The sequence below is a fragment of the Corynebacterium sp. HMSC071B10 genome (assembly GCF_001814825.1).
Taxonomy (GTDB): domain Bacteria; phylum Actinomycetota; class Actinomycetes; order Mycobacteriales; family Mycobacteriaceae; genus Corynebacterium.
Map to the genome: position 1 here is coordinate 19,400 of NZ_KV818007.1, position 25,253 is coordinate 44,652.

Consider the following 25,253-nt stretch of genomic DNA (forward strand, 5'->3'; position numbering starts at 1 on the left):
ATGTCCACGGTCATTGGCAACCCAGACGACGAAACTCCGAAAGACCAGCCGGAGCAGGAGCCCGAACCGGACACGGAAACGGACACCGAACCGGAAACCGAAAAGGCAGAGCCGGAAACCGAGCCAGACACCGAGGAAGAGCCCGCCGAGCCAGAGCCGGAGCCGGAACCCGAGGAAGCCGAAGAGCCCGAGGAATCCGAGGAAACTGAGCCCGAGCCTGCGCCGGAGCCCGAGGAGCCAAAGGAACCGGAGGCGGTGGAGCGTCGAGAAGCACCCGAGCCCGAGCCCGACCCGGAGGCACGCAAGCGCGCGCGGCGGCGGACGATCGCCTCGGTCGGTGTGTCGCTGTTGGTGCTGGCGGGGATTGCTGCGGCGATGCCGTTTACGCCGATGATGCCGGTGCACGGCGTGAACGTGGACGGCAACGCGGCGCTGTCGCCGGAGCAGGTCGAGGAGCTGACCGGGATTGTGCCGGAGACTCCGATGGGGCGCGTCGATGTGCGCGCCGCAGCCGAGGGCGTGGCGGCGAACCCGTGGGTGAAATCGGCCACGGTCAAGCGCGACTGGCCGAGTTCTATTCAGGTTGACGTGGAGGAGTACACCGCGGTCGCGTTTGTGGCGCTCGAGGACGGGACGCACCTGATCGATGCCGAGGGCAAGGATTTCCTGATTGCGGACCCGCCGCCGGGCGCGATGGAGCTCGTCGGTCCCGGGATTGAGGATGAGGAGGGGAAGCGGGCTGCGGTGGAGATCGCGGCGTCGATAAGCGAAAAGGCGCGCGGTCAAGTCGAGGGGCTGGACGCACGCGGTCCCTACGAGTACGTGCTGCGGCTGCGTGAGGGCCGCACCGTTGTTTGGGGCGCGGCGGAGGACAACGCGAACAAGGCGCTCGCGCTGGAATCGGTGCTGCAGATGGAGGGCACCGAGTTCAATATTTCGAACCCGGAGTTGGTCACATCCCGCTAAAAGCCCAGGTCAAAAGTCTAAAGTAGAGGTTGAGGGTAGTGACACGCCGGGGGAGAACACAAAAATTCCGCGCGTGTCATTCATGATGGATGGCGTTACTCACTTGAAAAACCTCTTGACTCTCTGAAAGGCGAGACCTCACATCATGACCTCTCCCGCGAACTACCTCGCCATGATCCGCGTCGTCGGTGTCGGTGGCGGTGGCGTAAACGCTGTCAACCGCATGATTGAAGAAGGGTTGAAGGGCGTCGAGTTCGTCGCCATCAACACCGACTCCCAGGCGCTGCTGTTTACTGATGCCGACACCAAGCTCGATATCGGCCGCGAGGCCACCCGTGGCCTGGGCGCCGGCGCGAACCCCGAGGTGGGCCGCACGTCTGCCGAGGACCACAAGCAGGAGATTGAGGAATCGCTCAAGGGCTCCGACATGGTCTTCGTCACCGCAGGCGAGGGCGGCGGTACCGGTACTGGTGCGGCACCCGTGGTCGCGGGCATTGCGAAGAAGATGGGCGCGCTGACCATCGGCGTGGTCACCCGCCCGTTCACCTTCGAGGGCAAGCGCCGTACCCGCCAGGCGCTCGAGGGTATTGAGCAGCTCAAGCAGGTCTGCGACACCGTCATTGTCATCCCGAACGACCGCCTGCTGCAGCTGGGTGATGCGGAGCTGTCCATGATGGACGCCTTCCGCGCCGCCGACGAGGTGCTCTACAACGGTGTCCAGGGCATTACCAACCTGATCACCATCCCGGGCGTGATCAACGTCGACTTCGCCGACGTGCGCTCCGTCATGGCCGATGCCGGCTCCGCGCTGATGGGCGTGGGCTCCGCCAGCGGCGAGGGCCGCGTGATGTCGGCGACCGAGCAGGCCATAAATTCGCCGCTGCTCGAGGCCACCATGGAGGGCGCGAAAGGCGTGCTGCTCTCGGTCGCCGGTGGCTCCGACCTGGGCATCATGGAGGTCAACACCGCCGCCTCGATCGTGCAGGAGAAGGCCGACGAGGACGCCAACATCATCTTCGGCACGATTATCGACGACAACTTGGGCGACGAGGTCCGCGTGACCATCATCGCCACCGGCTTCGACGAAGCAGCCAACGTGCGTCCGGACGCCGCGCAGGCCACCGAGCAGGCACAAGTTGAATCCGCGCCGCGCGCCTCGCTTTTCGACGACCGCGCGTCCCAACCCGCCACCGCTGCCCCCGAGCGCGAGCCCGCGCACCGCGAAGAGGCCGCGCCGCGTGAGGAGCGCGCCCCGCGACACAGCTACGATTCGCAGCGCGGCGGCCTGTTCACCAGCACCGAGCGCTCGAACTTCGGGCGCCAGGATGAGCGCCGAGACGACCGCCGCGACGAGCGTGATGGCGGCGACGACGACTTTGATATCGACGTGCCTGACTTCCTCCGCTAGGCAGACGCGCTAGCCTGAGGGGCATGGAAAATCTTGCTTCGCGCCCCGTCCGCATGGTGTTTACTTCCCGTGCGGGCGGGGCTTCGGCGTCCCCGTACGACTCTTTCAACCTGGCCGAGCACGTCGGCGACGACCCGGACGCCGTGCACGCCAACCGCGATCGCCTCGCCGGGATCCTCGGCCTGCCCGCAGAAAACTTCGTGTGGATGGAGCAACTCCACACCAACACCGTCACCGTGGTCGACGGGCCGCAGGCGGAACCGGTGCCCGCCACCGACGCGCTGGTGACCACCCAGGTTGGTCTCGCCCTGTGTGTGCTGGTGGCCGACTGCACGCCGGTGCTGCTCTCTGACCACGCCGCGGGCGTGATCGGCGCGGTCCACGCGGGCCGGATGGGCGCGCGCAACGGGATCGTCAAGCGCACAGTCGAGAAGATGGTGGAACTCGGCGCGAAGCCGGCGAACATCCAGGCGCTGCTTGGTCCCGCCGCGGCAGGCGAATCTTACGAGGTGCCCGCCGAAATGGCCGCGGACGTCGAAGCGCACCTGCCCGGCTCGGCCACCACCACCGCGAAGGGCACCCCGGGCTTGGATATCCGGGCCGGTATCGTGCGCCAGCTCATGTCGGTCGGCGTGACCCACATTGACGCGGATCCGCGCGACACCATTACTGATGAGGCATTCTTCTCGCACCGCCGCGAGGGCACCACTGGCCGCCAGGCGGGCGTGATCTGGTTGACGGGAGCAAAATAAATGACGGAACTGACCACCGCCCAGCTGCGGGAGAACCTCGCGGCCGTGAACGCGCGCATCGAGGCCGCCTCAGCCGCGGCCGGGCGCGAGCCGGGCAGCGTGCAGCTGCTACCGGTGACGAAGTTCCACGACGTCGCCGTCATCCGCGCGCTCGCCGAGAACGGGGTGCGCCTGGTGGGGGAGAACCGCGAGCAGGAGGCCCGCGCAAAGGCCGAGACGCTCACCGCTGACGGCGTCGATTGCGGCATCGCCATGATCGGCCAGATCCAGTCGAAGAAGGCCAACGCCGTGGCCCGCTGGGCTGCCGAGGTGCACTCGCTCGACTCGGTGAAGCTCGCGAACGGCCTCGACCGCGGGATGGCGCTCGCGCTCGAGCGCGGGGACCGGGTCAGCGACCGCCTGCCGTGTCTCATCCAGGTCTCGGCCGATGGCGATACCAGCCGCGGCGGGGTTTCGCTCGATGAGCTTAATGCGCTTGTCGACGCCACCGAGCAGGCCACCCACCTCGTGCTCGACGGCCTCATGGTGGTCCCGCCACTCGACGCCGACCCGGCTGCCGTATTCGCCGAGGTTCGCGAGCACACCGACCGCCTTGCCGCGCAGCTGGGCCGACCTCTGCGTTTTTCGGCTGGCATGTCCGGCGATTTTGAGCTGGCGATTGCACACGGCTCCGATGTGGTGCGTGTCGGAACCGCGGTGTGCGGACCGCGCCCCGTAGGCTAGGCGCGAACCCGTAAATTACATGCTCTGTATTCTCTTGTTCCAGGTATTCATGCACCGGGAGCAGGGGAAATGGCAGTACTTGCGGTTGACCTCTACGGCAGCATAACCAGCACTTGTACACCCCTGTTTAAAGGAGCACGACTCATGTCCATCTTTGAAAGCGCGCGCGAGTTCCTCGGCTTCGGCCCCTACGAGAACGACGCGTACTACGACGACGAGTACGACAACGACGTGGACGAGCGTGCCACCCGCGGCGAGCACAATCGCGCCCGCCACGACGCCCGCGGCGAGCGTTACTCCTCTGCGCGCGCCGCCGACTACGCACAGGCACCGGCAGCCCGCCCGAACCCGAGCGTGGTCGTGCCCCTTTTGCACTCCTACCGGGACGCGAAGCAGGTCGGCGAGCCCTTCCGCAACGGCGACATCGTCATCATGGACCTGACCAACATGAAGAAGCTGGACGCGAAGGCCTACATCGACTTCGCCTCCGGTATGTGCATGGCGCTGTTCGGCCAGATGCACAACCTTTCTCGTGGTCTGGACGTCGACCGCCGCGTGTTCGCCATCGTGCCGCAGGGCGCGGACGTGACGGTACGTGAACTGCAGCGCGAAGCGCACCTGATCTAAAAGGTAGGTTAAGGTAGCTGCGTGGCACTTTTTGGAGCAATACTCTACGCACTCGTGGGACTCTATTCCCTCGTACTGATCATTCGTCTGATCATCGAGATGATCGAGTCCTTCTCCCGGCGATTCACCCCGCCGCACTGGTTTATGGTGGCGGGCGAATTCTGCTTCCGGTTGACGGACCCGCCGGTCAAGGCAGTGCGCCGTCTGATCCCGCCGCTGCGCGCGGGCAACGGCATTGGCATTGACGTCAGTGTGATCGTGCTCTTTATTGCGCTGATGATTATTCAGATGATTATCGCGCGAACGATGTTGTCGTAGGCGTCGAAAAGCGAAATTGAGCCCCTCAAATGGCAAGGGGCTTTTTTCATATCTTTTTGGGGGTTTTAGTGGTGCGTTCGCCCCTGTGAAGTGCCCGGGTGTGTATAAATAGATTTGGCCGGACATGGCGAGCTTCGCTGTATCGGCTAGAATCGTCCAGTAAAAGCGTTACAAATTATTAGAAACACGGATTACTTTCCCGTAACGTGGGGAGCAATCTTGTGCCCGAGGTTCGGGTACGTCACTGACTTCGAAGGGAACGCCCATGCCGCTGACTCCAGCAGACGTGCACAATGTCGCATTCAGTAAGCCGCCGATTGGCAAGCGTGGCTACAACGAGGATGAGGTTGACCAGTTCCTGGACCTCGTCGAGGATACGCTGGCGCAACTGCAGGACGAGAACGATGATCTCTGCGCCCGCGTAGACGAGCTCTCTTCCGGCTCCGTCGCTCCGGCAGCAGCGGCACCGGCTGCTTCCTCCGGCGCTGATGAGGCGGCCGTGCGCAAGCAGGTCGAGCAGGAGCTGCGCGCTGAGTATGAGCAGAAGCTGCGCGAGGCGAAGCAGTCCGTGGACAAGGCTGAGGCCGAGGCACGCACCGCCAAGAGCGAGGCAGAGAAGGCCCGCAAGCAGGCAGAGGCCGCTTCCCAGGACGCGGAGAAGCGCGTTGCTGAGGCGCAGAAGGCTGCTGAGCAGTCGCAGGGCTCCACCGTTGCGGCAAGCGCTGCCGCCGCCCCGGCCGCAGAGGCCGCATCCGCTGACACCCACGTGCAGGCAGCCAAGGTGCTTGGCCTGGCACAGGAGATGGCGGATCGCCTGACCAACGACGCGCAGGCTGAGGCCCGCTCCATGCTGGACGAGGCTCGTGGTGCTGCGGAGCGCCAGCTGTCTGACGCGGACAGCAAGGCGAAGAAGCAGCTGGCAGACGCAGAGACCCGCTCCCGCACCCAGCTGGAAGAGGCGAAGAAGAAGGCGACGGAGACCACGAGCTCCGCTGAGGCTCGCGCCCAGCAGCTGGTGTCCGAGGCGCAGCGCAAGGCCGAGGAGACCACCAACGAGGCGAACTCCCGCGCCGAGGCGCAGATCCGCCAGGCTGAGGAGCAGGCGCAGAAGCTGCAGTCCGACGCGGAGCGCAAGCACACCGAGATCATGAACACGGTGAAGCAGCAGCAGACCGCGCTGGAGAACCGTATTGCCGAGCTGCGTACCTTCGAGCGCGAGTACCGCACTCGCCTGAAGACGCTGCTGCAGTCCCAGCTGGAGGAGCTGGAGACCCGCGGCACCTCCGCCCCGAGCGGCGACGCTGGCAACAAGTAAGACCTCACAGGTTTCACGCCCCGTCACCACCTGCGTTTTGCGCGCAGGAGGTGGCGGGGCGTTGTTGCGTTGCGGCTGTGGGTTATACTGGCGAGGCACTTTGAAAAGCGCACGCGTTGATCCGGCCATCACCGGGGAGCGTTTCCGGAAGAACCCCGCATGCGGCTAGTAGAACCGGACGTTTCAGCCTAAAGGGGAAGACGTTACTTCCTTCACCACAAATGAAGCGGGAGCAGGCAGAAGGCCAGCTCCAAGCAGGGTGGTACCGCGCGGGTGAGCCTGCGTCCCTGCACGAGCAGTGTGTGGAGGATGCATATGACCGAGGTTGGCGGCGTCTACCCCAAGGTAGACATGACTGGTGGCAGCAGCCGTTTCCCGGATATGGAACGCGTCGTGCTGGACTATTGGAACGAAGATGACACGTTCCAGGCGTCGCTGGACAACCGCAAGGACGCGGAAGAGTACGTGTTCAACGACGGCCCGCCGTTTGCCAACGGCCTGCCGCACTATGGGCACCTGCTGACCGGCTACGTCAAGGACATTGTGCCGCGCTACCGCACGCAGGCCGGCTACTACGTGCCGCGTGTGTTCGGCTGGGACTGCCACGGCCTGCCCGCCGAGCTGGAGGCGGAGAAGCAGCTTGGCATCAAGGACAAGGCGGAGATCGAGGACATGGGCCTCGAGCGCTTCAACGAGTACTGCGCCAAGTCCGTCATGCACTACGCCGACGAGTGGGAGGACTACGTCCCCCGCCAGGCTCGCTGGGTGGATTTTGAAAACGGCTACAAGACGATGGACCCGGAGTACATGGAGTCCGTCATGTGGGCGTTCAAAGAGCTCTACGACAAGGGCCTGATCTACCAGGGCTTCCGCGTGCTGCCGTACTCGTGGGCGGAGCACACCCCGCTGTCGAACCAGGAGACCCGCCTGGACGATTCCTACCGCGAGCGCCAGGACCCCACCGTGACGGTGACGCTGCCGTTTACCGGCGGGCGCGAGGGCTTCGCTGCAGCGAAGACGTGGGAGGCACACCCCGAGCTTCACGACGCCGCCGCGATCGCCTGGACCACCACCCCCTGGACGCTGCCGTCCAACCTCGCGCTGGCGGTCCACCCGGAGGTGGAGTACTCGCTGGTCCGCGTCGCCGAGGACGGCGTCGAGGACTTTGCGGGCACAAAGCTGCTGCTGGCCACCGACCTGATGGATGCCTACGCCAAGGAGCTGGGCACCGATCCGGAAGTCGTTGCCACCTTTAACGGCGCGCAGCTGGAAGGCCTGGAGTACCAGCCGGTCTTCGAGCACTTCCAGGACACGAAGAACGCGTTCATGATCCTGCTGGCGGACTACGTCACTACCGAGGACGGTACTGGTGTCGTCCACCAGGCACCCGCCTTTGGTGAGGACGATATGCTCACCACCGAAAAGTACGACATCGACCTGGTCATCCCGGTCGATGCGGATGGCAAGTTCACCAGCCAGGTGCCCGAGTACGCCGGCAAGCTGGTTTTCGACGCCAACCGCGACATCATCCGCGACCTCAAGGCCGCCGGCCGCGTGGTGCGCGACCAGACGATCGTGCACTCCTACCCGCACTCCTGGCGCTCCGGCGAGCCGCTGATCTACATGGCGCTGCCGGCCTGGTTTGTCAAGGTCACCGACTTCCGCGACCGCATGGTGGAGCTGAACCAGCAGATCGACTGGATCCCCTCGCACATCCGCGACGGCCAGTTCGGCAAGTGGCTCGAGGGTGCACGCGACTGGAACATCTCGCGTACCCGCTACTGGGGCTCCCCGGTACCCGCCTGGGTCTCCGATAACCCGGAGTACCCGCGCGTTGACGTCTACGGCTCACTGGACGAGCTGGAGCGCGACTTCGGCCGCCGCCCGGAATCGCTGCACCGCCCGCACATCGATGAGCTGGTGCGCCCCAACCCGGACGACCCGACGGGCAAATCTATGATGCGCCGCGTGCCGGACGTGTTGGACTGCTGGTTCGAGTCCGGCTCGATGCCGTTCGCGCAGTACCACTATCCGTTTGAGAACGTCGAGGAGCACGACGCCCGCCAGCCCGCGGACTTCATCGTGGAGTACTCCGGGCAGTCCCGCGGCTGGTTCTACGTGCAGCACGTGCTGGCCACCGCCCTGTTCGACCGCCCGGCGTTTAAGAAGGTCGTCGCCCACGGCATCGTGTTGGGCAATGACGGTCTGAAGATGTCCAAGTCCAAGGGCAACTACCCGGACGTCAACGAGGTCTTCGACCGCGACGGCTCGGACGCGATGCGCTGGTTCCTCATGTCTAGCCCGATCCTGCGCGGCGGCAACCTGATCGTCACCGAGCAGGGCATCCGCGACGGCGTGCGCCAGGCGCTGCTGCCGATCTGGAACGCGTACACCTTCCTGCAGCTCTACAGCTCGCACGAGGCCACCTGGTCGGTGGATTCCACCGACGTGCTGGACCGCTACATCCTGGCGAAGACGCACGATCTGGTCGCGGCTGTCGACGCCGCGCTGGCGGACACTCGCATCGCTGACGCCTGCGACGAGGTCCGCCGCTTCGCCGACACCCTGACCAACTGGTACGTGCGCCGTTCCCGCGACCGCTTCTGGGAGGGGCAGGAGGCGCACTCGGAGGCCTTCAACACCCTATACACGGTGCTGGAGATCCTCACTCGCGTCACCGCGCCGCTTCTGCCGTACATCTCTGAGGTGATCTGGCGCGGCCTGACCGGCGAGCGTTCCGTCCACCTGACGGACTACCCGAAGGCGGATGAGATCCCGGCGGACGCGCAGCTGGTCGCCACCATGGACGCCACCCGCGCGGTGTGCTCGGCGGCTTCCTCGGTGCGCAAGGCTCGCAAGCTGCGCAACCGCCTGCCGCTGCCGAAGCTGACGGTCGCGCTGCCGAACGCGGGCGACCTGTCGGACTTCTCCGCCGTCATCCGCGACGAGGTCAACGTCAAGGAAGTCGAGTTGACCGAGGATGTCGACTCGGCCGGTTCCTTCGAGGTGGTCGTCAATGCGAAGGTCGCAGGTCCCAAGCTGGGCCGCGACGTGCAGCGCGCCATCAAGAACGTCAAGGCCGGTAACTACGAGCGCCGCGGCGAGGACGTGGTGGTCGACGGCGACATCGTGCTCACCCCGGAGCTCTACACCGAGCGTCTGGTTGCGGAGGACCCGGACAGCACCGCGCGCGTCGACGCCGACGGCGGCGTTGTCGGCCTGGTCGTCCTGGACACCGAGGTCACCGAGGAACTCGAAGCCGAGGGCTGGGCCGCCGACGTGATCCGCGGCCTGCAGGACGCCCGTAAGCGCGAAGGCTTCGAGGTCTCCGACCGCATCTCGGTCACCCTCGCGGTGCCGGCCGAGAAGGAGGAGTGGGCGAAGCGCCACGCCGAGCACATCGCGGCCGAGACCCTGGCCACCTCCTTCAACGTGGTCACCGAGCCGGTCGAGGGCCACGACGTCATCGACGGCGTGACCGCGAAGGTGAGCAAGAACTAGTCGGCTATACCGGGTTGGTACCTTGAGCACATGACACGCTGGGTGCTGCACATCGACATGGACGCCTTCTATGCGTCCTGCGAGCAGCTCACCCGCCCCACGCTCAAGGGCCGCCCGGTGCTGGTCGCCGGGGTCAGCGGGCGCGGGGTGGTCGCCGGCGCAAGCTACGAGGCCCGCAAGTTCGGGGCGCGCTCCGCCATGCCCACCCACCGCGCTGCGCGTCTGGTGGGTCCGCAGGCGGTGCTCGTTGCCCCGCGCCGCGCCGTGTACAAGGCGGCGTCGCACCGCGTCTTCGAAGTCATCGCCCGCCACGTCGACGTGGTCGAGCAGTTGTCTATCGACGAGGCGTTCATGGAGCCCGCCGCGCTTGTCGACGCCACGCCAGACCTCGTCCGCGAATGGGCCAACGAGCTGCGCGCGGAGATCAAAGCGGAGACCGGGCTGCCGAGCTCGATCGGTGCGGGCAGCGGCAAACAATACGCCAAGATCGGCTCCGGCCTGGCCAAACCAGACGGCGTGTTTGTCATCCCGCACGCGGAGCAGCTCGACATTTTGCATCCGCTGCCCGTTAACGAATTGTGGGGCGTAGGCCCGGTGACCGAGGCGAAGCTCGCCGCAGCCGGGATCACCACGATCGGGGACTTCGCCGCGCTCAGCGAAAAAGAGGTCGACATCTCGCTCGGGGGCGTCGTTGGCAGACAACTGTGGGAGCTCGCCCGTGGGATCGACGAGCGGCCTGTTGCCCCGCGCGCGGAGGCCAAGCAGATCTCCTCCGAACACACGTATCCGCAAGACCTCACCACCGAGCCGGAGGTAGACGCCGCGTTGAAGCGGGCGGCCGCCGACTCGCACCGGCGACTGACCCGTGCCGGGCGCGGCGCGCGCACGGTGACGGTGAAGCTCCGCATGGCGGATTTCCGCATCGAGTCGCGCTCGGCGACCTTGCCTTATGCCACCGACGACGCCGACACGCTACTCGCCACTGCCTTCAAGCTGGTGCGCTACCCGGACGAGGTCGGCCCCGTCCGGCTCGTGGGCGTGTCTTACTCCGGGCTGGAAGACAGCCTGCAGGATGTGCTGTTCCCGGAGCTCGACCAGGCGATCGTCAAGCCGGCGCCTGCGAACACGGACTACGAGACAGGTGTGAGCGACCACGACGCAGACACCGAGATCGAGGTCGCGACCGAGCAGGGGCCGGTTAAAGGCAAGTGGCAGGCCACCCAGGACGTCTACCACCCGGAGTTCGGCCACGGCTGGGTCCAAGGCGCGGGCAAGGGCTGGGTGACGGTGCGTTTTGAAACGCGCGCGACCGGGCCCGGCCGGATCAAGAGCCTGCGCGAGGATGACCCGGATCTCGTACCCGCGGATCCGCTCGACTCGCTGGATTGGGGCGACTGGCTCGACGGGCGCGGAGACTAGGAACCCAAAAGTCGCGCCGGGTCTGCACCAGAGGCGAGCGCAGTAGCCAGCGCCATGCGTGCCTGCCCCGGGCGTAGGAAACCCGCGGAGCGCGCACCGAGGTCTGCCAGCGTGGCCCCGCCTCCGGCGCCGCCGTAGGCCAGCGAGACTGCGCCGTGCGCGACAGCAGTCGACATGACTACCTCGATGCCGAGCTCGAGCGCGCGGGCGAGCGCCTGTCCCATCGCGGTGGAGACGTTGCCGGAGCCAAGGCCCGCCACCACGATGCCGTCGGGGTGCTGCGCAACGAGCGAGTCGGCAAGTTCCGCGTCTGCGCCGGGCCAGGCGGCAAGGACGGGGATGCGCAAACCCGCCAATGGCGCGACGTCGACAGCAGCGGGGCGGGGCAGCGGGTGCGGGGCGGTCAGCGCGAAGGCGCGGAGTTCCTCTGTGTCGGCCTTGTACAGGCCACGGGCGGGCAGGGTGTCGCCGCCGAAGTGTACAAGTACGCCGCGGTCGCGCTGCTGCGGGGACGCGGCTGCGGCGATCGCGCCGCGCAGGTTGGCTGGCCCGTCGGGGGCGGCGGCGTCGGCGGGGCGCTGTGCGCCGGTAAGCACGACGGGGCGGGGGTCGTCGTGGACGAGGTCTAGGGCGAGCGCGGTATCGGTCATGGAGTCGGTGCCGTGGGTGATCACGATGCCGGTGACGGAGGCGTCGGCAAGCGAGGTGCGCACGAGCTCGCGAAGCATGTCGACGTCGGCGAGCGACATGGCGGAGGAGTCGAGGCTGACCGCATCGTGCGTGCGCATGGGCGTGCTCACCTCTGCGCGGGCGACAAGTGCAGCGCAGTCGAGCGTCGGTACACGGGCGCCGCTTGCGTCAGCGGTGGAGGCGATCGTGCCGCCGGTGGCGATCACGAGGACACAAGGTTTGTTGGGATCCATAGCCACTAGCGTGCCAGATGGTGTAGTTGGTGTGGGGCTACGCGGGCGGTACGCTTGGGTGCAAGAAGAGCCCATACCAGAAGGTATGGCGCATGAGCTGCTGCAAGGAGAACCAGTGAACGTACACAAACTCGTCGCCGCCGTTGCCGCCGTAGGCCTGAGCCTGGGGTTGGCCGCCTGCTCCAACGATGATGCCGCCAACAACGATCCTGCCAGCTCGAGCGAGCAGACTTCGGCGCAGCAGGCCGCACCGGTCGCGGAGCTGCCCACCGCAGACGAGCTCAATGCGGTGCTCGCGCGCGCCACCGATTCCAACCTGCCGATCGGGGAGCGCACTAACACGGTGCAGGGCGGGGAGACAGTGCCCGAGCTTTTCGACGTCATGGCGCAGTCCCAGCAGGAGTCCGGCGCGAACTTCCAGGTCGTGGACCCGATTCTGCCCGGCTATGGGCCGAACACCGTGCTGGCCACGGTGAACTTCACCCAGCCGGAGCAGCAGTCCTCCCAGCAGGCGGAGGACGTGGAGTTCGTCTTCGAGGACGGCCAGTGGAAGCTGTCTCAGGAGTGGGCTTGCACCCTGGTCAGCAACACTCTGCCGCCGGAGCAGCTGCCGCAGATGTGTAAGGCACCGGCCCCGGCAGGCGAAGAAGCGCCGGCGGAAGCGCCTGCGGAGGCGCCGGCCCCGGAGGGCGAGTACCAGGAGGCTCCGGCGCTGTAAAAACCAAGCGCTAGTCCGTCTCGTCGCGCCAGACCTCCCCGGTCCACATCGTGGACAGGGTGAGGATCCTGGCGCGTCCGTCTTTTTGGCGGATGCGCTCGCGCCACTGGCGGCGCACCCACCTGTCGTGGCTGGTGATCACGACGGTGCCGGCGAAGTCGAGCAGCGCGTGCTCGAGTTCTTCGGCGAGTGCGAGTGAGAGGTGGTTGGTGGGCTCGTCGAGAAGCAAAAGGTCCGGCGGCGACGACAAGATAATGCCGAGCGAGACGCGGCGGCGCTGGCCGAGCGAGAGGTCCTCGAGTTTCTTCTCCGACTGCGCCTGCGTCATCAGTCCCATCTCCACCAGGGTGGGGCCGGTCTCGCCGGTGCGCGCGGCGAAGGCTTCCGCAGCGGTGACGCTGAGGTCTTGCCAGTTGTCGTCCTGCTCTAAGCGGGCGACCGTGTATTCCTCGGGGATGAGGCATTCGCCTTCATAGTCGGTGAGTGTGCCGTCGAGGATCTTCAGCAGGGTGGACTTGCCAGACCCGTTCGGGCCCTCGATGAGCAGCTGCTCGCCCGGCTGCACCTTCAAGTCGAGCGGGGCGAGCCGCTCCGGTACCGCTAGGCCTCTAGTCACGATCGCGGGCACGCCAATTGAGGTGGCCGTGTGCTCCGGCACGCCGCGAAACGCCAGGCGCGCGGGCGGGGCCGGGATGGCTTCGCGCTCGAGTGCCTCAAGGCGCAGCCGGGCGGAGCGGCGCCGGTTGCCCACCGTTTTCGCCGCCTTATCGGAGTAGAATTTCGCAGCCTTGCGCGTCTCGGTCTTGTTCTCGTGGGAGTGGAAGATGTCCTCTTCGTCCTGCTCGGCGGCCTTTTCCAGGCGGGCGCGCTCGTGCTCCTGGGCGGCGTAGTCGCTCTCCCAGCGGCGGCGGCGATCCTCGCGGGCTGCCAGGTAGTCGGAGAACGCGCCGGAAAAGCGCGCGCCCTGGCGGGTTTCCTCGCCGAAGCCGCCCTCGGCACCCAGGCCGAGATCGAGGTCCACGATGCCGTCGCAGACTGTGTCCAAGAAGTAGCGGTTGTGCGAGGCCACCAGCACCGGGCCCTTGAACGCCTCAAGCTCGCCGACGAGGAAGTCGACTGCCTCATCGTCTAAGTGGTTGGTCGGCTCGTCGAGCACCATCGCGTCGACGGGGCGCAGCAGGAGGGTGGCCAGGGCGAAGCGGCGGCGCTGCCCGCCGCTCATCTCGCCTAGCGGGGTGGACAGGGGCACGTTGGCCAGGCCCAAGCCGGCGAGCACGGTGGCGATGCGCGCATCGAGCTCCCACACGCCGGACTGCTCCGCGCGGGCCAGCGCGAGGTCGAAGTCGGCGGCGAGGGCGGCGTTGTCCGCGCCTTCCGCGGTGGACATCGCCTCGCCGAGGCGGGTGATGTCGGCTTCGACGTTGCGGAGTTCGGCCACGGCGGCGTCGATAAGCATGCTGGCGGGCTCGGTGAAAGGCAGGGAGGTTTCCTGCGCGATGAAGCCGGTGACCGGCGGGGTGATCAGCTCGCCGGTGTCGGGGACAAGCTCGCGGGAGATGACGGACAGCAGAGTGGATTTGCCCGCGCCGTTCTCGCCGATGAGCCCCGTAACCGAGCCGGAGGGGACGGCAAACGAGATGTCGGTGAGCACGCGCTTGCCGCCCGGGTAGGAAAATGAGATGCCGTCAAGGCCGATGTGCAGCGGTGCAACCATGGGAAACCTCCGTGTAACTTAAGCGTCCGCGCCGTAGGTCAGCGCCTCGGTGACGTCCTGGACCACCTTGAAGCCGCTTGTGCCCTCGGTGCCCGAATAGATCAGGCGCGTTGTGGCGGCGACCTGGCCGGCCACCGGCAGCGGGCGCGTTAAGTCCAGCGTAATACTGCCCTGCGAGGTTGTGGAGGTGGTTTCCACATCCAGCGAGGAACCGTCGAGCTCGCCTGCGACCTCGTTATCGATCGACAGCGACTGCTGGGTCGGGCGCTCCTCGACGCTGACGTCGAGTTCGACCCGGTCGCCGTCGATCGCGGTGACCGTATACGTGCTGGTGCGCAGCATGTTCGACGCGCCGGTGATGCGGTTGCGCACAGTCCAGGACCCGCCAACCCCCACCGGGTCTTTTGGCAGGACGACGTTGGTGGAGGCGAGCAGGAGCAGCGAGCGCTCCACGGCCTCGCGGCCTGCTTCCGTCGAATCGCCGGGTGCTAAGAGCTTGAGCGTGGAGATCGCCCCGCTCTCGGCGGCGCGCCAGCGCAGGAGGAAGTCCTTCGCGCTGGCGAGCTCCTCGGTGCGGCTTAGGTCCGAGTGGGTGGCGGTGCCCACGGTCAGCTCGACTGCGCGCGCGGCAGGTGTTTCGCCTTCGCCCGGCTCGTCCGCGGGCGCAGCGTTGACCGTAAGCGGCAGGGTTACCGTATCCACGTTGCCGCCCGCCGGGGCTTGCCCCAGCTCATCGGCCTGCTCGGCCGGCACGACGTCCTGCTCGAGCCCGGTGGCGACCTCCACGGCGGTCTCCCACGGCTCGGCCTTGTCGGCCGCCGCGTCCTTGAATTGCAAAAGCTGCGGCCGCTCACCTGTCTCGACAACCTCCACGGCCGGGGTGTCGAGCGCGAAGGCGGGGATGGTTTCCAGCGGGTCGAATTCCTCGCTGCCGCAGGCGGCCAGTGGGAAAACGAGCAGGCTAGCGCTCAGCAGGAGGGCGGGGTGAGCAGGGCGATCGAGCAGAGAAAACACACTTCGAACCTACCGCACGGCACCCGCAGCGATTGAGGCGATACCCGCTTTGTTGCCAACCGACTACAGTAAACAGGCGATGCAACACACAACTAGCCAAGCAAGTGAAGGGAGCTCGGCGCAGCCCGCGGGCAAAAGGCCGCGGTACCTGCCGCTCGTAGCGGGCATGATGCTCGCCATCGCCGCGATTGACCAGGCGGTCAAGCAGCTGATGCTGGGCTGGCTCACCCCGGGCGAACCGGTCGCCGTAATCGGGGATTGGTTCCGCTTCTACCTGCTGTTTAACCCGGGTGCGGCCTTTTCCATGGGCCAGAACTCGACCTGGTTGTTTACCACGATCCAGCTCGTCTTCGTCGTGGGTTCGCTCATCGCCGCCCCGCGCCTGAGCAACCGCGTCGAGGCCATCGGCCTGGCCATGATCGCCGGTGGCGCGCTCGGCAACCTCATCGACCGCCTTGCGCGCGACCCGGGCTTCTGGTTCGGGCACGTGGTGGATTACATCTCGGTGGGCAATTTCGCGGTGTTCAACCTGGCCGATGCCTCTATCACTGTCGGCGTGGTGATCTTCGCGCTCGCCCTCTTTCTGAAGGAGGAGTCGGATGCCGGGTGATTTCCGCCGCCTTCCCGTCCCCGAGGGCCTGGCGGGCATGCGCGTCGATGCCGCGCTCGCCAAGCTCTTCGGGATCTCGCGCAGCGTCGCCGTCGAGATGATCGCCGCAGAGCAGGTGCTTATCGACGCCACGTTGCCCCAAAAATCCGACCGCGTCACCCCCGGCGTCATCATCGAGGCCACGCTGCCCGAACCGAAGCGCGCCCCGGAGCCCGTCGCAGAGATGGTCGAGGGGATGCACGTGCTCTACCACGACGCCGACGTCATCGCGGTGGACAAGCCGGTGGGTGTCGCCGCGCACCCCACGCTTGGCTGGGAGGGCCCAACCGTGCTCGGTGGCCTGCAGGCCATGGGCTTTACGCTGCCGGACGCGGGCCCGCCCGAGCGCAAGGGCATCGTGCAGCGCCTGGACGTGGGTACCTCCGGGGTGATGGTGGTCGCCGCGAGCATGCAGGGCTACTCGGTGCTCAAGCGGGCGTTTAAGGAGCGCACCGTGGACAAGACCTACCACGCGGTCGTCCAGGGCCTGCCAGACCCGATCGTGGGCACCATCGACGCGCCCATCGGCCGCCACCCGTCTGCCGGGTGGAAGTTCGCCGTGACTGACGACGGCCGAGCGAGTGTCACCCGCTACAAGGTGCTCGAGGCATTCCGCCAGGCCAGCCTGCTCGAGGTCCACTTGGAGACCGGCCGTACGCACCAAATCCGCGTCCACATGTCCGCCACCGGCCACCCGTGCGTGGGCGATCCCATGTACGGCTCCGATCCGAACCTGGCCAAACGCCTCGGCCTGATCCGCCAGTGGCTGCACGCCAAGGCGCTCGGCTTTACCCACCCCCGCACCGGCGAGTACATGGTGGTGGAATCCGGTTACCCGGAGGACCTGCAGCACGCCCTCGATATGTTGCGAGCGCCCTAAGGTGCGCGCAAAAGAGGGGATCGGGGCGCTGGTGGCCGCGGCCGTCCTTGGTGCAGGCATCTTCGCCATCGGCGCGCTGCACCCGCCGGGCCCGCCGGTGGTGCAGGGCGACACGCTCGGGCCTTTCACCGGCGAGCAGGCCGAGCACTACGCGGCGCGCGCCGCCGCGTCGCTTGAAGCGTTGGACGACGGCCTGGACCACCTGGCCCTCGTGAGTTTCACCACACCGCTTTCCTGCGACCAGGCTGCGGCGACCTACGAGGCCGCGCCGCGGGTCAACGCGATCGTGCCCGCGGCCCTGCCATACAAGGACACCCCGGAACCCGTTGCCGGGGCCAGCCGCGCCGAGGTCTGCGAGCGCGAGCTGCAGCGCGCGCTGCTTAGCGCCCACGCCGCGTCTGCCGACGCGCACGTTATCGGCGCGATCATTACCGCGGATACGCCCACGCTCGCAGGGATTGCGACCCTGCAGGAAGTCGCCGCGGTGGAGGCGCTGCCCGCCGATGCGGTGTGGGGCGCAATCGCGGTGTCTACACCGAGGAGTTAAGCGCTCATCCGGCACTCCCATTTGGTGGGGTCGGCGTGTATAGTTTTCGGAAGTTGCACGCCTTTCGCGCCCGCGGCCCTTCGTGCTTGGGGCCTTACTTCGTGGCGCGCTCGTTTGTGAGGAGAATGTTTGGTGTCCGAATTCGGAACAGCCACCCCGCACGCCACCACCCGTCGCCGCTCGCTCAAGCTGCGCACTGTCGCCGCGCTGACCAGCGTGGCGCTGTTCGCGTCCGCGTGCGGCTTCGGCGGATCGGATGAGGCGAAGGGCTCGGGCCTCCAGCCGGGTGACTACACCATCGCCGCCGCCGAGGACGTCTCGGATAGCGTGATCGTCAACGGCCACATCGCCCCGATCCGGGCCATGAACATCACCACCTCGGTGCAGTCCGAGGTGGAAAAGATTGCTGTGCAGCCGGGCGATCGGGTGCAAAAGGACCAGTTCCTCGCCTCGATGAACACCGAACAGCTGGACCGCCAGCTCGCCGCCCAGGAGCGTCAGCAGGCCAACGCGCAGGCCGAGGCCGCCCAGGCACTCGAGCAGGCGCAGTCGCAGCTCAACGCGCACGACCAGTCGGTGGCAGACGGGTCGAACCAGACGATCCGCCAGGCCCAGGCCCAGGTCAACCAGGCGCAGGCGGCGTACGACGCCGCGCTTGCCGCCCAGGGCGGCCGCTCCGCCACCCGCGTGGCCGATGTCTTCAGCCAGATGGCCGGCAACCTCTCCTCCCACCTGCCGGGCAACAGCTCCAACGGCACGTCCAGCGGTGGAGGCCAGGGCCCCAAGGCACCGGCGGCACCAGCCGCACCGGCCGCACCGGGTGGCGCACCCGCTGCACCGGGAGCCGCGCCCGCGCCGGGTGGTGCTGCGGCCGGCATGTCGCCCGACGAGATCGCTCAGATCGCTGGCGCGGAAGGTGGCGGGGCACCGATGAGCGTGGACGAGGCCTACGCCGCCCTCCAGGATGCCAAGGCGGCACTCGCGGCTGCACAATCGCAGGCGCAGCAGGAGCGCCAGCAGCTCCAGGGCCAGGTAGATTCGGCACGTAGGCAGGCGGAAAGCGCCGGCATCTCCGAGTCCGACGGCACCCTGGAGTACCAGCTGCAGGAGGCGACCCTGTACTCGCCGCTCGCCGGCGTAGTTACCTCCGTCGATGTGGAGGAGGGCGACATCCCGCAGGGCAAGCTGCTCAGCCTCGCCGACGACTCGAGCTTGCTCATTAAGTCCGAAGTCCGCGAAGCGGACGTGCCCAACATCAAGCAGGGCAACCGCGTGGAATTTACCTCCACGGCAACGGGCGATAAGAAGTTCAAGGGGCGTGTTAAGCGCATCGCGCCCGCCGCCGACCAGTCCAGCGCCGCACCGGCCGGAATGCCGGGCGGAATGTCAGCAGGCGGGGGCGGATCCGATAGCGAGTCCGGCAGCGTGACCTTCCCGGTTGAGATCGAGGTCACCGGCGACACCAAGGGCCTCCTGCTCGGCGGCACGGTGCGCGCGGAGATCATCACCCAGGAGTCCGCGGATGCGCTCAACGTCCCGCTTGACGCCGTCTACGGCGAAGAGGGTGACAAGAAGGTCCTGGTCATGGCCACCGATGGTGATGACGCATCCTCCGGCGTGGTGGAAGAGCGCAAGGTGGAAACCGGCGCCAGCAACGACGTCGACATCGCGATTACCGGCGGCGAGCTCAAGGCTGGCGACATCGTCATCAACTGGCCCGACGAGTACTCCGAACAGATCGGGGAAAAGGTGAGCATCTCGGACCCGCGCTTCGACCCGGAGCAGGTCCGTGAGGCGAAAGAGGGCAAGACCACCGAGGAGAACAAGAACGACAAGCAGGGCGACAAGAAAGACTCCAAGAAGGACGACAACGCCGAAGCCGCCGACGGCGGCGAGGACAAGTAGGGGAGTGAGCCATTGAGCACTCCGTTTTCGAAGAAGTTCTCAAAGTTTTCCAAAAAGTCCAGGCACGCCAAACCCGCCGAGGAAGAGTACGACGGCAATCCGGAGACGGACCCGTTCTTCTTCGGGGATGAGGGCGACGACACACCAGCAGAACCCGCTGAACCTGTCGACACTTCCGATACCGAGGTACTTCCGGTGACTGACGCCCCAGCTGGGGTGGTCACTGGGGGTGAGCAGGTGGGCGTCGACAAGCAGCCTTCGATGGCTGACTCTGGGCTGCTCATCGACATGCGCGGCATCGTCAAGACCTACAACGAGGGCGAGCCGAGCGAGCTGACCGTGCTGCACGGCATTGATTTTTACGCCGAGCACGGCGAGTTCGTCTCCATCGTCGGGCCTTCGGGCTGCGGTAAGTCGACGCTGATGAACCTCATCGGCATGCTGGACCGGCCCACTAAGGGTGGCTACGCCTTCAACGGCGAGCCGGTCTACGCCAAGGAGGATAAGGAGCTGGCCGCCTATCGTAGCCAGAACATCGGGTTTATCTTTCAAAACTTCAACCTGATCGGTCGCATCGACGCGCTGCAAAACGTGGCCATGCCCATGATGTACGCGGGCGTGGAACGGCACGAGCGTGAGGAGCGCGCCGCCGAGCTGCTCGAGATGATGGGGATGGGGGATCGCCTCCACCACAACCCGAACGAGCTCTCGGGTGGTCAGAAGCAGCGCGTGGCGATCGCGCGCAGCCTGGCCAATGATCCGGACCTGTTGCTTGCCGACGAGCCGACCGGCGCCCTCGATTCCAAAACCGGCCGCTTGGTGATGGACTTATTCCACAAACTGCACGACGAGCTAGGCAAATCCGTGGTGTTTATTACCCACAACCCGGAGCTGGCCGAGGAAACTGGACGCATCGTGGAGATGCTCGATGGGCGCATCGACAACGTGCGGGTACCCTCCGGGCTGCGAGGCGAGGAGTAGGACGTGAATCTCACAGAATCCATCAGGCTGGCCACCTCCAGCCTGAACAAGAACAAGCTGCGCTCGCTTTTGACCCTTCTGGGCATCATCATCGGCATCATGGCCGTGGTGATCATCATGACGCTCGGTCGCGGGCTGGAAAACCAGGTGATGTCCGGCCTGCAGGGCGTGGGCACGACAACCCACCCGGTGACCATTCACGAGCGCGCCGAAGAAGGCGAGGGCTCCGAGGACCCGTTTGCCGCACTGTCTATGGCACCGCCTTCCAACGAGCAAGACGCGGTGACGTTGCAGGACCTCGACGATTTAAAGGCGTCGTTCGGCGAGCGCGTGACCGGCGTGGATATCGAGCTGTCCAGCATGGGCGAAATCGACAACGGCGGCGAGATGGTCAGCACGACGATCTACCCGGTGCTGCCCGAATCCTTCGACATGCGCGGCGGCGAGATCGAGTTCGGGCGCGGTATTTCGGACAAAGACATGTCCGGCCAGCGCCCCGTGGCGGTGGTGAGCCCCGAGCTTGTCGACGCCATGTTTGACGGCGACGCCATCTCCGCACTCGGCCAGCGCATCGACGTGATCCAGGATGGCAGCCCGGCCGTGTTCACCATCATCGGCGTGATGAACGGCGACGCCGAGAACGACTCCGGCGGCGGCATGTTTGGCGGGATGGAGTCCTACTCGGACATTTACATCCCGGTGACCGCAGCCGACCGCGTGGGGCTCAACGGCGACTGGTTTACCTCCTTCTCCGTGCGCTCCGCGTCTGACGAGGAAGCCGAAATCTTCCAGGCGGACCTGCAGTCCTACCTCGACCGGCTCTACAAGGGCAATGAGGACTTCGAGGCCGAGGTCATCGACCTGTCGTCCTCCCTGCAGGAGCTGACCAGTGTCTTCCGGATCATGTCCACGGTGCTCTCCGCCATCGGCGGGATCTCGCTGCTGGTCGGCGGTATCGGCGTGATGAACATCATGCTCATCACGGTGACCGAGCGCACCCGTGAGATCGGCGTGCGCAAGGCGCTTGGCGCTACCCACGGCGACATCCGGACCCAGTTCATCGTCGAAGCGATGCTGGTCTGCCTTGTCGGCGGTGTCATCGGCGTGATTTTGGGCGGGGCGATCGGCATGATCGCTACCGCAGCCTTCGACGCCTTTGTGTGGCCGCCCTTAGGCGCGGTGCTCTTCTCCCTGCTGTTTTCCTTGGCCACGGGCGTGTTCTTCGGCGCATACCCGGCGTCGAAGGCGGCGAAGATGCAGCCCATCGAGGCGCTTCGCTACGAGTAGTTTTGCCGGTTTGCGCGGCGGGATATGATGGCCGCATGGCCAAAAAATCCTCCTTCGTCCACCTGCATAACCACACCGAGTTTTCCATGCTGGACGGCATGGCAAAGGTGGATCTGCTCGCAGAGGAGGTGTCCCGCCAGGGCATGCCCGCCGTAGGCATGACGGACCACGGCAACATGTTCGGCTCCAACGCCTTCTATCGCCGCATGGTGGACGCGGGGATCAAGCCGATTATTGGCATCGAGGCCTACATGGCGCCCGGCTCGCGCTTAAACAAGAAGCGCCAGCTGTGGGGCACCCCGGACCAGAAGCGCGACGATGTCTCCGCCTCGGGCGCGTATCTGCACCAGACCATGCTCGCGGAGAACGCGACGGGGCTGCGCAACCTGTTCCGCCTGTCCTCGCTCGCTTCCTACGAGGGGCAGCTTGGTAAGTGGCCGCGTATGGACGCTGAGCTGATTGCCGAGCATGCTGACGGCATCATCGCGACCACCGGCTGCCCGTCGGGTGATGTGCAGACCCGCCTGCGTCTCGGCCAGTACAACGAGGCGCTCGAGGCCGCCGCGATGTGGCAGGACATCTACGGCCGGGACAACTACTTTTTGGAGTTGATGGACCACGGCCTGCACATCGAGCGGCGCGTGCGAGACGACTTGCTGCGCATCGGCAAGGAACTCGACCTGCCGCCGCTGGTGACCAATGACTGCCACTACGTGCTGGAGTCCCAGGCACCCTCGCACGAGGCCATGCTGTGTGTGCAAACCGGCAAGACCCTCATGGACCCGGACCGCTTTAAGTTCGACGGCACCGGGTACTACATCAAGACCGCCGAGCAGATGCGCGAGCTGTGGGACTCCACGGTGCCGGACGGCTGCGACAACACGCTCTGGATCGCCGAGCGTGTCGGCGACTACGGCGAGCTGTGGGAGGAACACCCACACGACCGCATGCCGATCGCCGACGTGCCGGAAGGGGAGACCCCGACCAGCTGGCTGCGCAAGGAGGTCCAGCGCGGTCTGGAGGACCGCTTCGGGGGCAAGGAAGTCCCGCAGGAGTACCTCGACCGCGCGAAATACGAGATCGACGTCATCGACATGAAGGGCTACCCGTCCTACTTCCTCATCGTCGCCGAGCTGATCAAGCACGCCCGCGAGATCGGCATCCGTGTTGGGCCCGGCCGTGGCTCCGCCGCTGGCGCGCTGGTGGCCTACGCACTGACCATTACCAACATCGACCCGATGGAGCACGGCCTGCTCTTCGAGCGATTCCTCAACCCGGAGCGCCCGTCCGCGCCGGATATCGATATCGACTTTGACGATCGCCGCCGCGGCGAAATGATCACCTACGCCGCGGAGCGCTGGGGCGAGGACAAGATCGCCCAGGTGATCACTTTCGGTACGGTGAAGACGAAGCAGGCGATTAAGGACTCGGCGAAGGTGAACTTCGGCCAGCCCGGCTTCCAGATGGCCGACCGCATCAACGCGGCGCTGCCGCCGGCGATCATGGCCAAGGACATCCCGCTGGCCGGTATCACCGATCCCGAGCACGAGCGTTACGCCGAGGCGGCCGAGGTGCGCTCGCTGATCGAGACCGACCCGGACGTGGCCAAGATCTACGAGACCGCCCGCGGGCTGGAAGGCGTGGTGCGCCAGGCGGGCGTGCACGCCTGTGCGGTGATTATGGCCTCGGTGCCGCTGATGGACCACATTCCGATGTGGAAGCGACCCGCCGACGGCGCGATCATCACCGGCTGGGATTACCCGGCCTGTGAGGCCATCGGCCTGCTGAAGATGGACTTCCTGGGCCTGCGCAACCTCACCGTGCTGGGCGACGCCCTAGAGAACGTGCAGAAGAACCGCGGCGAGACCCTCGACCTGGAGGGCCTGGATACCGACGACCCGGCGGTCTACGAGCTGCTCTCCCGCGGTGACACGCTCGGCGTGTTCCAGCTGGACTCCGGCGGCATGCAGGAACTGCTCAAGCGCATGAAGCCGACTGGGTTTAAGGATATTGTCGCGTCGCTCGCGCTCTACCGCCCGGGCCCGATGGGTGTGAACGCCCACTGGGATTACGCCGACCGCAAGAATGGGCGTAAACCCATCACGCCGATTCACCCCGAGCTGGACGAGCCGCTCAAGGAAATCCTGGACGAGACCTACGGCCTGATCGTCTACCAGGAGCAGATCATGCGTATCTCCCAGAAGGTGGCGAACTACACCGCTGGCGAAGCAGACGGCTTCCGTAAGGCGATGGGTAAGAAGAAACCAGAGGTGCTCGCGCAGCAGTACGACAAATTCTGGGGCGGCATGCAGGAAAACGGCTACTCCAAGAGCGCAATGGACGCGCTGTGGGGCACGATCGAGCCGTTTGCTTCCTACGCGTTTAACAAGTCGCACGCCGCCGGCTACGCGCTGGTCTCGTACTGGACGGCCTACATGAAGGCGAACTACACCGCCGAGTACATGGCCGCGCTGCTGACGTCGGTGGGCGACAAGAAGGACAAGTCCGCCATTTACCTGTCCGACTGCCGCCACCTTGGTATTTCCGTGCTGCAGCCGGATATTAACGAGTCGGAAGAGAACTTCATGGCTGTGGGCAAAGACATCCGCTACGGCCTTGCCGCGGTGCGCAACGTGGGCGCCGAAGTGGTGGAGTCCATCAAGGAAACCCGCCGCACGAAGGGTGACTTCACCAGCTTCTCCGACTACCTGGACAAGATCGATCTGCTGCCGTGCAACAAGCGCATCACCGAGTCGTTGATCAAAGCCGGGGCCTTCGACTCGCTCGGTCACGCTCGCAAGGGGCTCATGCTTGTCCAGGAAGACATGGTCGATTCCGTACTCACCACGAAGAAGGCTGCGGACAAGGGCCAATTTGACCTCTTTGCTGGCCTCGGCGGCGGCGAGGACGGCCAGGAAAGCGCCACGGCCGTCTTTTCCATGGACATCCCGGACGACGAGTGGGACAAGAAGCACAAGCTCGCTCTGGAGCGTGAAATGCTTGGCCTGTACGTTTCCGGCCACCCCCTGGACGGCTTCGAGGAGGCGATCGCGCAGCAGACCGACACGGAGCTGACCACTGTGCTCTCCGGCGAGCTGCGCCACGGCACCGAGGTCACCCTCGGCGGGCTGATCTCCAGCGTGGACCGTCGCTTCTCCAAGAAGGACGGCTCGCCCTGGGCCATCGTGACTATTGAGGACCACCACGGCGCGCAGGTGGAAGTCCTGCTGTTTAACAAGGTGTACTCACTCGTCGCCCCGCAGATCGTGGAGGACAACATCATCCTGGTCAAGGCCCGCGTGACCATTCGCGACGAGCGCATGAGCCTGTTCGGCGACGACGTGAAAGTCCCCGAGCTCGGGCCCGGGCAGGGCGCAGGTCTGCCCCTGCGCCTGACGCTGCGCACCGACCAGTGCACCATCGAAAACATCGCGCGTCTAAAAGGCGTGCTGCAGAACAACCCCGGCGACTCGGACGTGTACTTGAACCTGGTCAACGGGGACCACACGCAGATGATGGTGCTTGGCGATCACCTGCGCGTGGAGCGCTCCGCCAACCTGATGGGTGACCTCAAGGCCACCATGGGCATGGGCATTTTGGGTTAGG

The 25,253-nt window shown here is 66.0% G+C and carries 20 protein-coding genes; 17 read left to right on the top strand and 3 right to left on the bottom strand.

Annotated elements, in window-relative coordinates; genetic code table 11:
- The 9 genes from HMPREF2990_RS13245 (at nt 1) to HMPREF2990_RS06910 (ending at nt 11,029) form a co-directional block, all read left to right on the top strand.
- Nucleotides 1-966 carry a cell division protein FtsQ/DivIB gene (locus tag HMPREF2990_RS13245; RefSeq protein ID WP_246817478.1) on the top strand — a complete coding sequence of 322 codons (966 nt, stop codon included), beginning with the start codon at nt 1-3 and terminating at the stop codon, nt 964-966.
- A gap of 145 nt (nt 967-1,111) precedes the next feature.
- Nucleotides 1,112-2,374, top strand: coding sequence for a cell division protein FtsZ (gene ftsZ / locus HMPREF2990_RS06875; protein ID WP_070763486.1), 1,263 nt, complete (start codon nt 1,112-1,114; stop codon nt 2,372-2,374).
- A gap of 23 nt (nt 2,375-2,397) precedes the next feature.
- Nucleotides 2,398-3,126, top strand: coding sequence for a peptidoglycan editing factor PgeF (gene pgeF, locus HMPREF2990_RS06880; protein ID WP_070763488.1), 729 nt, complete (start codon nt 2,398-2,400; stop codon nt 3,124-3,126).
- Nucleotides 3,127-3,849: a YggS family pyridoxal phosphate-dependent enzyme gene (locus tag HMPREF2990_RS06885; protein WP_070763490.1), complete on the top strand. Its 723-nt coding sequence runs from the start codon at nt 3,127-3,129 to the stop codon at nt 3,847-3,849.
- Nucleotides 3,850-3,993: 144 nt separating this feature from the next.
- Complete coding sequence (sepF, locus tag HMPREF2990_RS06890) at nt 3,994-4,476, top strand: cell division protein SepF (protein ID WP_038591464.1); 483 nt, start codon at nt 3,994-3,996, stop codon at nt 4,474-4,476.
- Nucleotides 4,477-4,530: 54 nt separating this feature from the next.
- Nucleotides 4,531-4,794, top strand: a complete 264-nt coding sequence (locus HMPREF2990_RS06895; RefSeq protein ID WP_371575527.1) for a YggT family protein — start codon at nt 4,531-4,533, stop codon at nt 4,792-4,794.
- A gap of 265 nt (nt 4,795-5,059) precedes the next feature.
- Nucleotides 5,060-6,109: a DivIVA domain-containing protein gene (locus tag HMPREF2990_RS06900; protein ID WP_070763494.1), complete on the top strand. Its 1,050-nt coding sequence runs from the start codon at nt 5,060-5,062 to the stop codon at nt 6,107-6,109.
- 315 nt (nt 6,110-6,424) lie between these two features.
- Nucleotides 6,425-9,610 (top strand): isoleucine--tRNA ligase, encoded by a 3,186-nt coding sequence (gene ileS / locus HMPREF2990_RS06905; RefSeq protein WP_070763496.1) that lies wholly within the window; start codon nt 6,425-6,427, stop codon nt 9,608-9,610.
- Nucleotides 9,611-9,640: 30 nt separating this feature from the next.
- The gene (locus HMPREF2990_RS06910; protein ID WP_070763498.1) at nt 9,641-11,029 is read left to right on the top strand and encodes a DNA polymerase IV; all 1,389 of its coding nucleotides are present in this window, start codon (nt 9,641-9,643) and stop codon (nt 11,027-11,029) included.
- Here HMPREF2990_RS06910 and HMPREF2990_RS06915 read toward each other — a convergent pair.
- Complete coding sequence (locus HMPREF2990_RS06915) at nt 11,026-11,952, bottom strand: asparaginase (RefSeq protein ID WP_070763500.1); 927 nt, start codon at nt 11,950-11,952, stop codon at nt 11,026-11,028. The genes HMPREF2990_RS06910 and HMPREF2990_RS06915 overlap by 4 nt on opposite strands.
- Nucleotides 11,953-12,067: 115 nt before the next feature.
- Here HMPREF2990_RS06915 and HMPREF2990_RS06920 point away from each other — a divergent pair, with 115 nt between their 5' ends.
- Nucleotides 12,068-12,670 (top strand): WKL family lipoprotein, encoded by a 603-nt coding sequence (locus HMPREF2990_RS06920; protein ID WP_070763502.1) that lies wholly within the window; start codon nt 12,068-12,070, stop codon nt 12,668-12,670.
- 10 nt (nt 12,671-12,680) lie between these two features.
- On the opposite strand, the gene HMPREF2990_RS06925 is transcribed toward HMPREF2990_RS06920, so the two are convergent.
- On the bottom strand, nt 12,681-14,384 hold the full coding sequence (locus HMPREF2990_RS06925; protein WP_070763504.1) for an ABC-F family ATP-binding cassette domain-containing protein: 1,704 nt from the start codon (nt 14,382-14,384) through the stop codon (nt 12,681-12,683).
- Nucleotides 14,385-14,402: 18 nt separating this feature from the next.
- Nucleotides 14,403-15,398 (bottom strand): DUF6263 family protein, encoded by a 996-nt coding sequence (locus HMPREF2990_RS06930; protein WP_083317056.1) that lies wholly within the window; start codon nt 15,396-15,398, stop codon nt 14,403-14,405.
- Between the two features lie 79 nt (nt 15,399-15,477).
- Here HMPREF2990_RS06930 and lspA point away from each other — a divergent pair, with 79 nt between their 5' ends.
- The 7 genes from lspA (at nt 15,478) to dnaE (ending at nt 25,252) form a co-directional block, all read left to right on the top strand.
- Entirely contained in the window at nt 15,478-16,008 is a 531-nt protein-coding gene (gene lspA, locus HMPREF2990_RS06935; RefSeq protein WP_083317057.1) for a signal peptidase II, read from the top strand.
- Complete coding sequence (locus HMPREF2990_RS06940; protein WP_070763508.1) at nt 15,998-16,927, top strand: RluA family pseudouridine synthase; 930 nt, start codon at nt 15,998-16,000, stop codon at nt 16,925-16,927. Before lspA ends, HMPREF2990_RS06940 begins: the two co-directional genes overlap by 11 nt.
- A gap of 1 nt (nt 16,928) precedes the next feature.
- On the top strand, nt 16,929-17,474 hold the full coding sequence (locus HMPREF2990_RS06945) for a hypothetical protein (protein WP_141757834.1): 546 nt from the start codon (nt 16,929-16,931) through the stop codon (nt 17,472-17,474).
- Nucleotides 17,475-17,606: 132 nt separating this feature from the next.
- Nucleotides 17,607-19,379 carry an efflux RND transporter periplasmic adaptor subunit gene (locus HMPREF2990_RS06950; RefSeq protein ID WP_070763512.1) on the top strand — a complete coding sequence of 591 codons (1,773 nt, stop codon included), beginning with the start codon at nt 17,607-17,609 and terminating at the stop codon, nt 19,377-19,379.
- Between the two features lie 261 nt (nt 19,380-19,640).
- The gene (locus HMPREF2990_RS06955) at nt 19,641-20,360 is read left to right on the top strand and encodes an ABC transporter ATP-binding protein (protein WP_038594517.1); all 720 of its coding nucleotides are present in this window, start codon (nt 19,641-19,643) and stop codon (nt 20,358-20,360) included.
- 3 nt (nt 20,361-20,363) lie between these two features.
- Nucleotides 20,364-21,647: an ABC transporter permease gene (locus HMPREF2990_RS06960; protein ID WP_070763514.1), complete on the top strand. Its 1,284-nt coding sequence runs from the start codon at nt 20,364-20,366 to the stop codon at nt 21,645-21,647.
- A 35-nt stretch (nt 21,648-21,682) separates the two neighbouring features.
- On the top strand, nt 21,683-25,252 hold the full coding sequence (gene dnaE / locus HMPREF2990_RS06965; protein ID WP_070763516.1) for a DNA polymerase III subunit alpha: 3,570 nt from the start codon (nt 21,683-21,685) through the stop codon (nt 25,250-25,252).
- Nucleotide 25,253: the final 1 nt, after the last annotated feature.

Bases quoted from the DNA above. Each gene is read 5' to 3' on its own strand.
- HMPREF2990_RS06955 (WP_038594517.1), top strand. From the start codon at position 19,641: ATGGCTGACTCTGGGCTGCTCATCGACATGCGCGGCATCGTCAAGACC.
- HMPREF2990_RS06885 (WP_070763490.1), top strand. From the start codon at position 3,127: ATGACGGAACTGACCACCGCCCAGCTGCGGGAGAACCTCGCGGCCGTG.
- dnaE (WP_070763516.1), top strand. From the start codon at position 21,683: ATGGCCAAAAAATCCTCCTTCGTCCACCTGCATAACCACACCGAGTTT.
- HMPREF2990_RS06910 (WP_070763498.1), top strand. From the start codon at position 9,641: ATGACACGCTGGGTGCTGCACATCGACATGGACGCCTTCTATGCGTCC.
- HMPREF2990_RS13245 (WP_246817478.1), top strand. From the start codon at position 1: ATGTCCACGGTCATTGGCAACCCAGACGACGAAACTCCGAAAGACCAG.
- ftsZ (WP_070763486.1), top strand. From the start codon at position 1,112: ATGACCTCTCCCGCGAACTACCTCGCCATGATCCGCGTCGTCGGTGTC.
- ileS (WP_070763496.1), top strand. From the start codon at position 6,425: ATGACCGAGGTTGGCGGCGTCTACCCCAAGGTAGACATGACTGGTGGC.
- lspA (WP_083317057.1), top strand. From the start codon at position 15,478: ATGCAACACACAACTAGCCAAGCAAGTGAAGGGAGCTCGGCGCAGCCC.
- pgeF (WP_070763488.1), top strand. From the start codon at position 2,398: ATGGAAAATCTTGCTTCGCGCCCCGTCCGCATGGTGTTTACTTCCCGT.
- HMPREF2990_RS06925 (WP_070763504.1), bottom strand. From the start codon at position 14,384: ATGGTTGCACCGCTGCACATCGGCCTTGACGGCATCTCATTTTCCTAC.
- HMPREF2990_RS06940 (WP_070763508.1), top strand. From the start codon at position 15,998: ATGCCGGGTGATTTCCGCCGCCTTCCCGTCCCCGAGGGCCTGGCGGGC.
- HMPREF2990_RS06915 (WP_070763500.1), bottom strand. From the start codon at position 11,952: ATGGATCCCAACAAACCTTGTGTCCTCGTGATCGCCACCGGCGGCACG.
- HMPREF2990_RS06900 (WP_070763494.1), top strand. From the start codon at position 5,060: ATGCCGCTGACTCCAGCAGACGTGCACAATGTCGCATTCAGTAAGCCG.
- sepF (WP_038591464.1), top strand. From the start codon at position 3,994: ATGTCCATCTTTGAAAGCGCGCGCGAGTTCCTCGGCTTCGGCCCCTAC.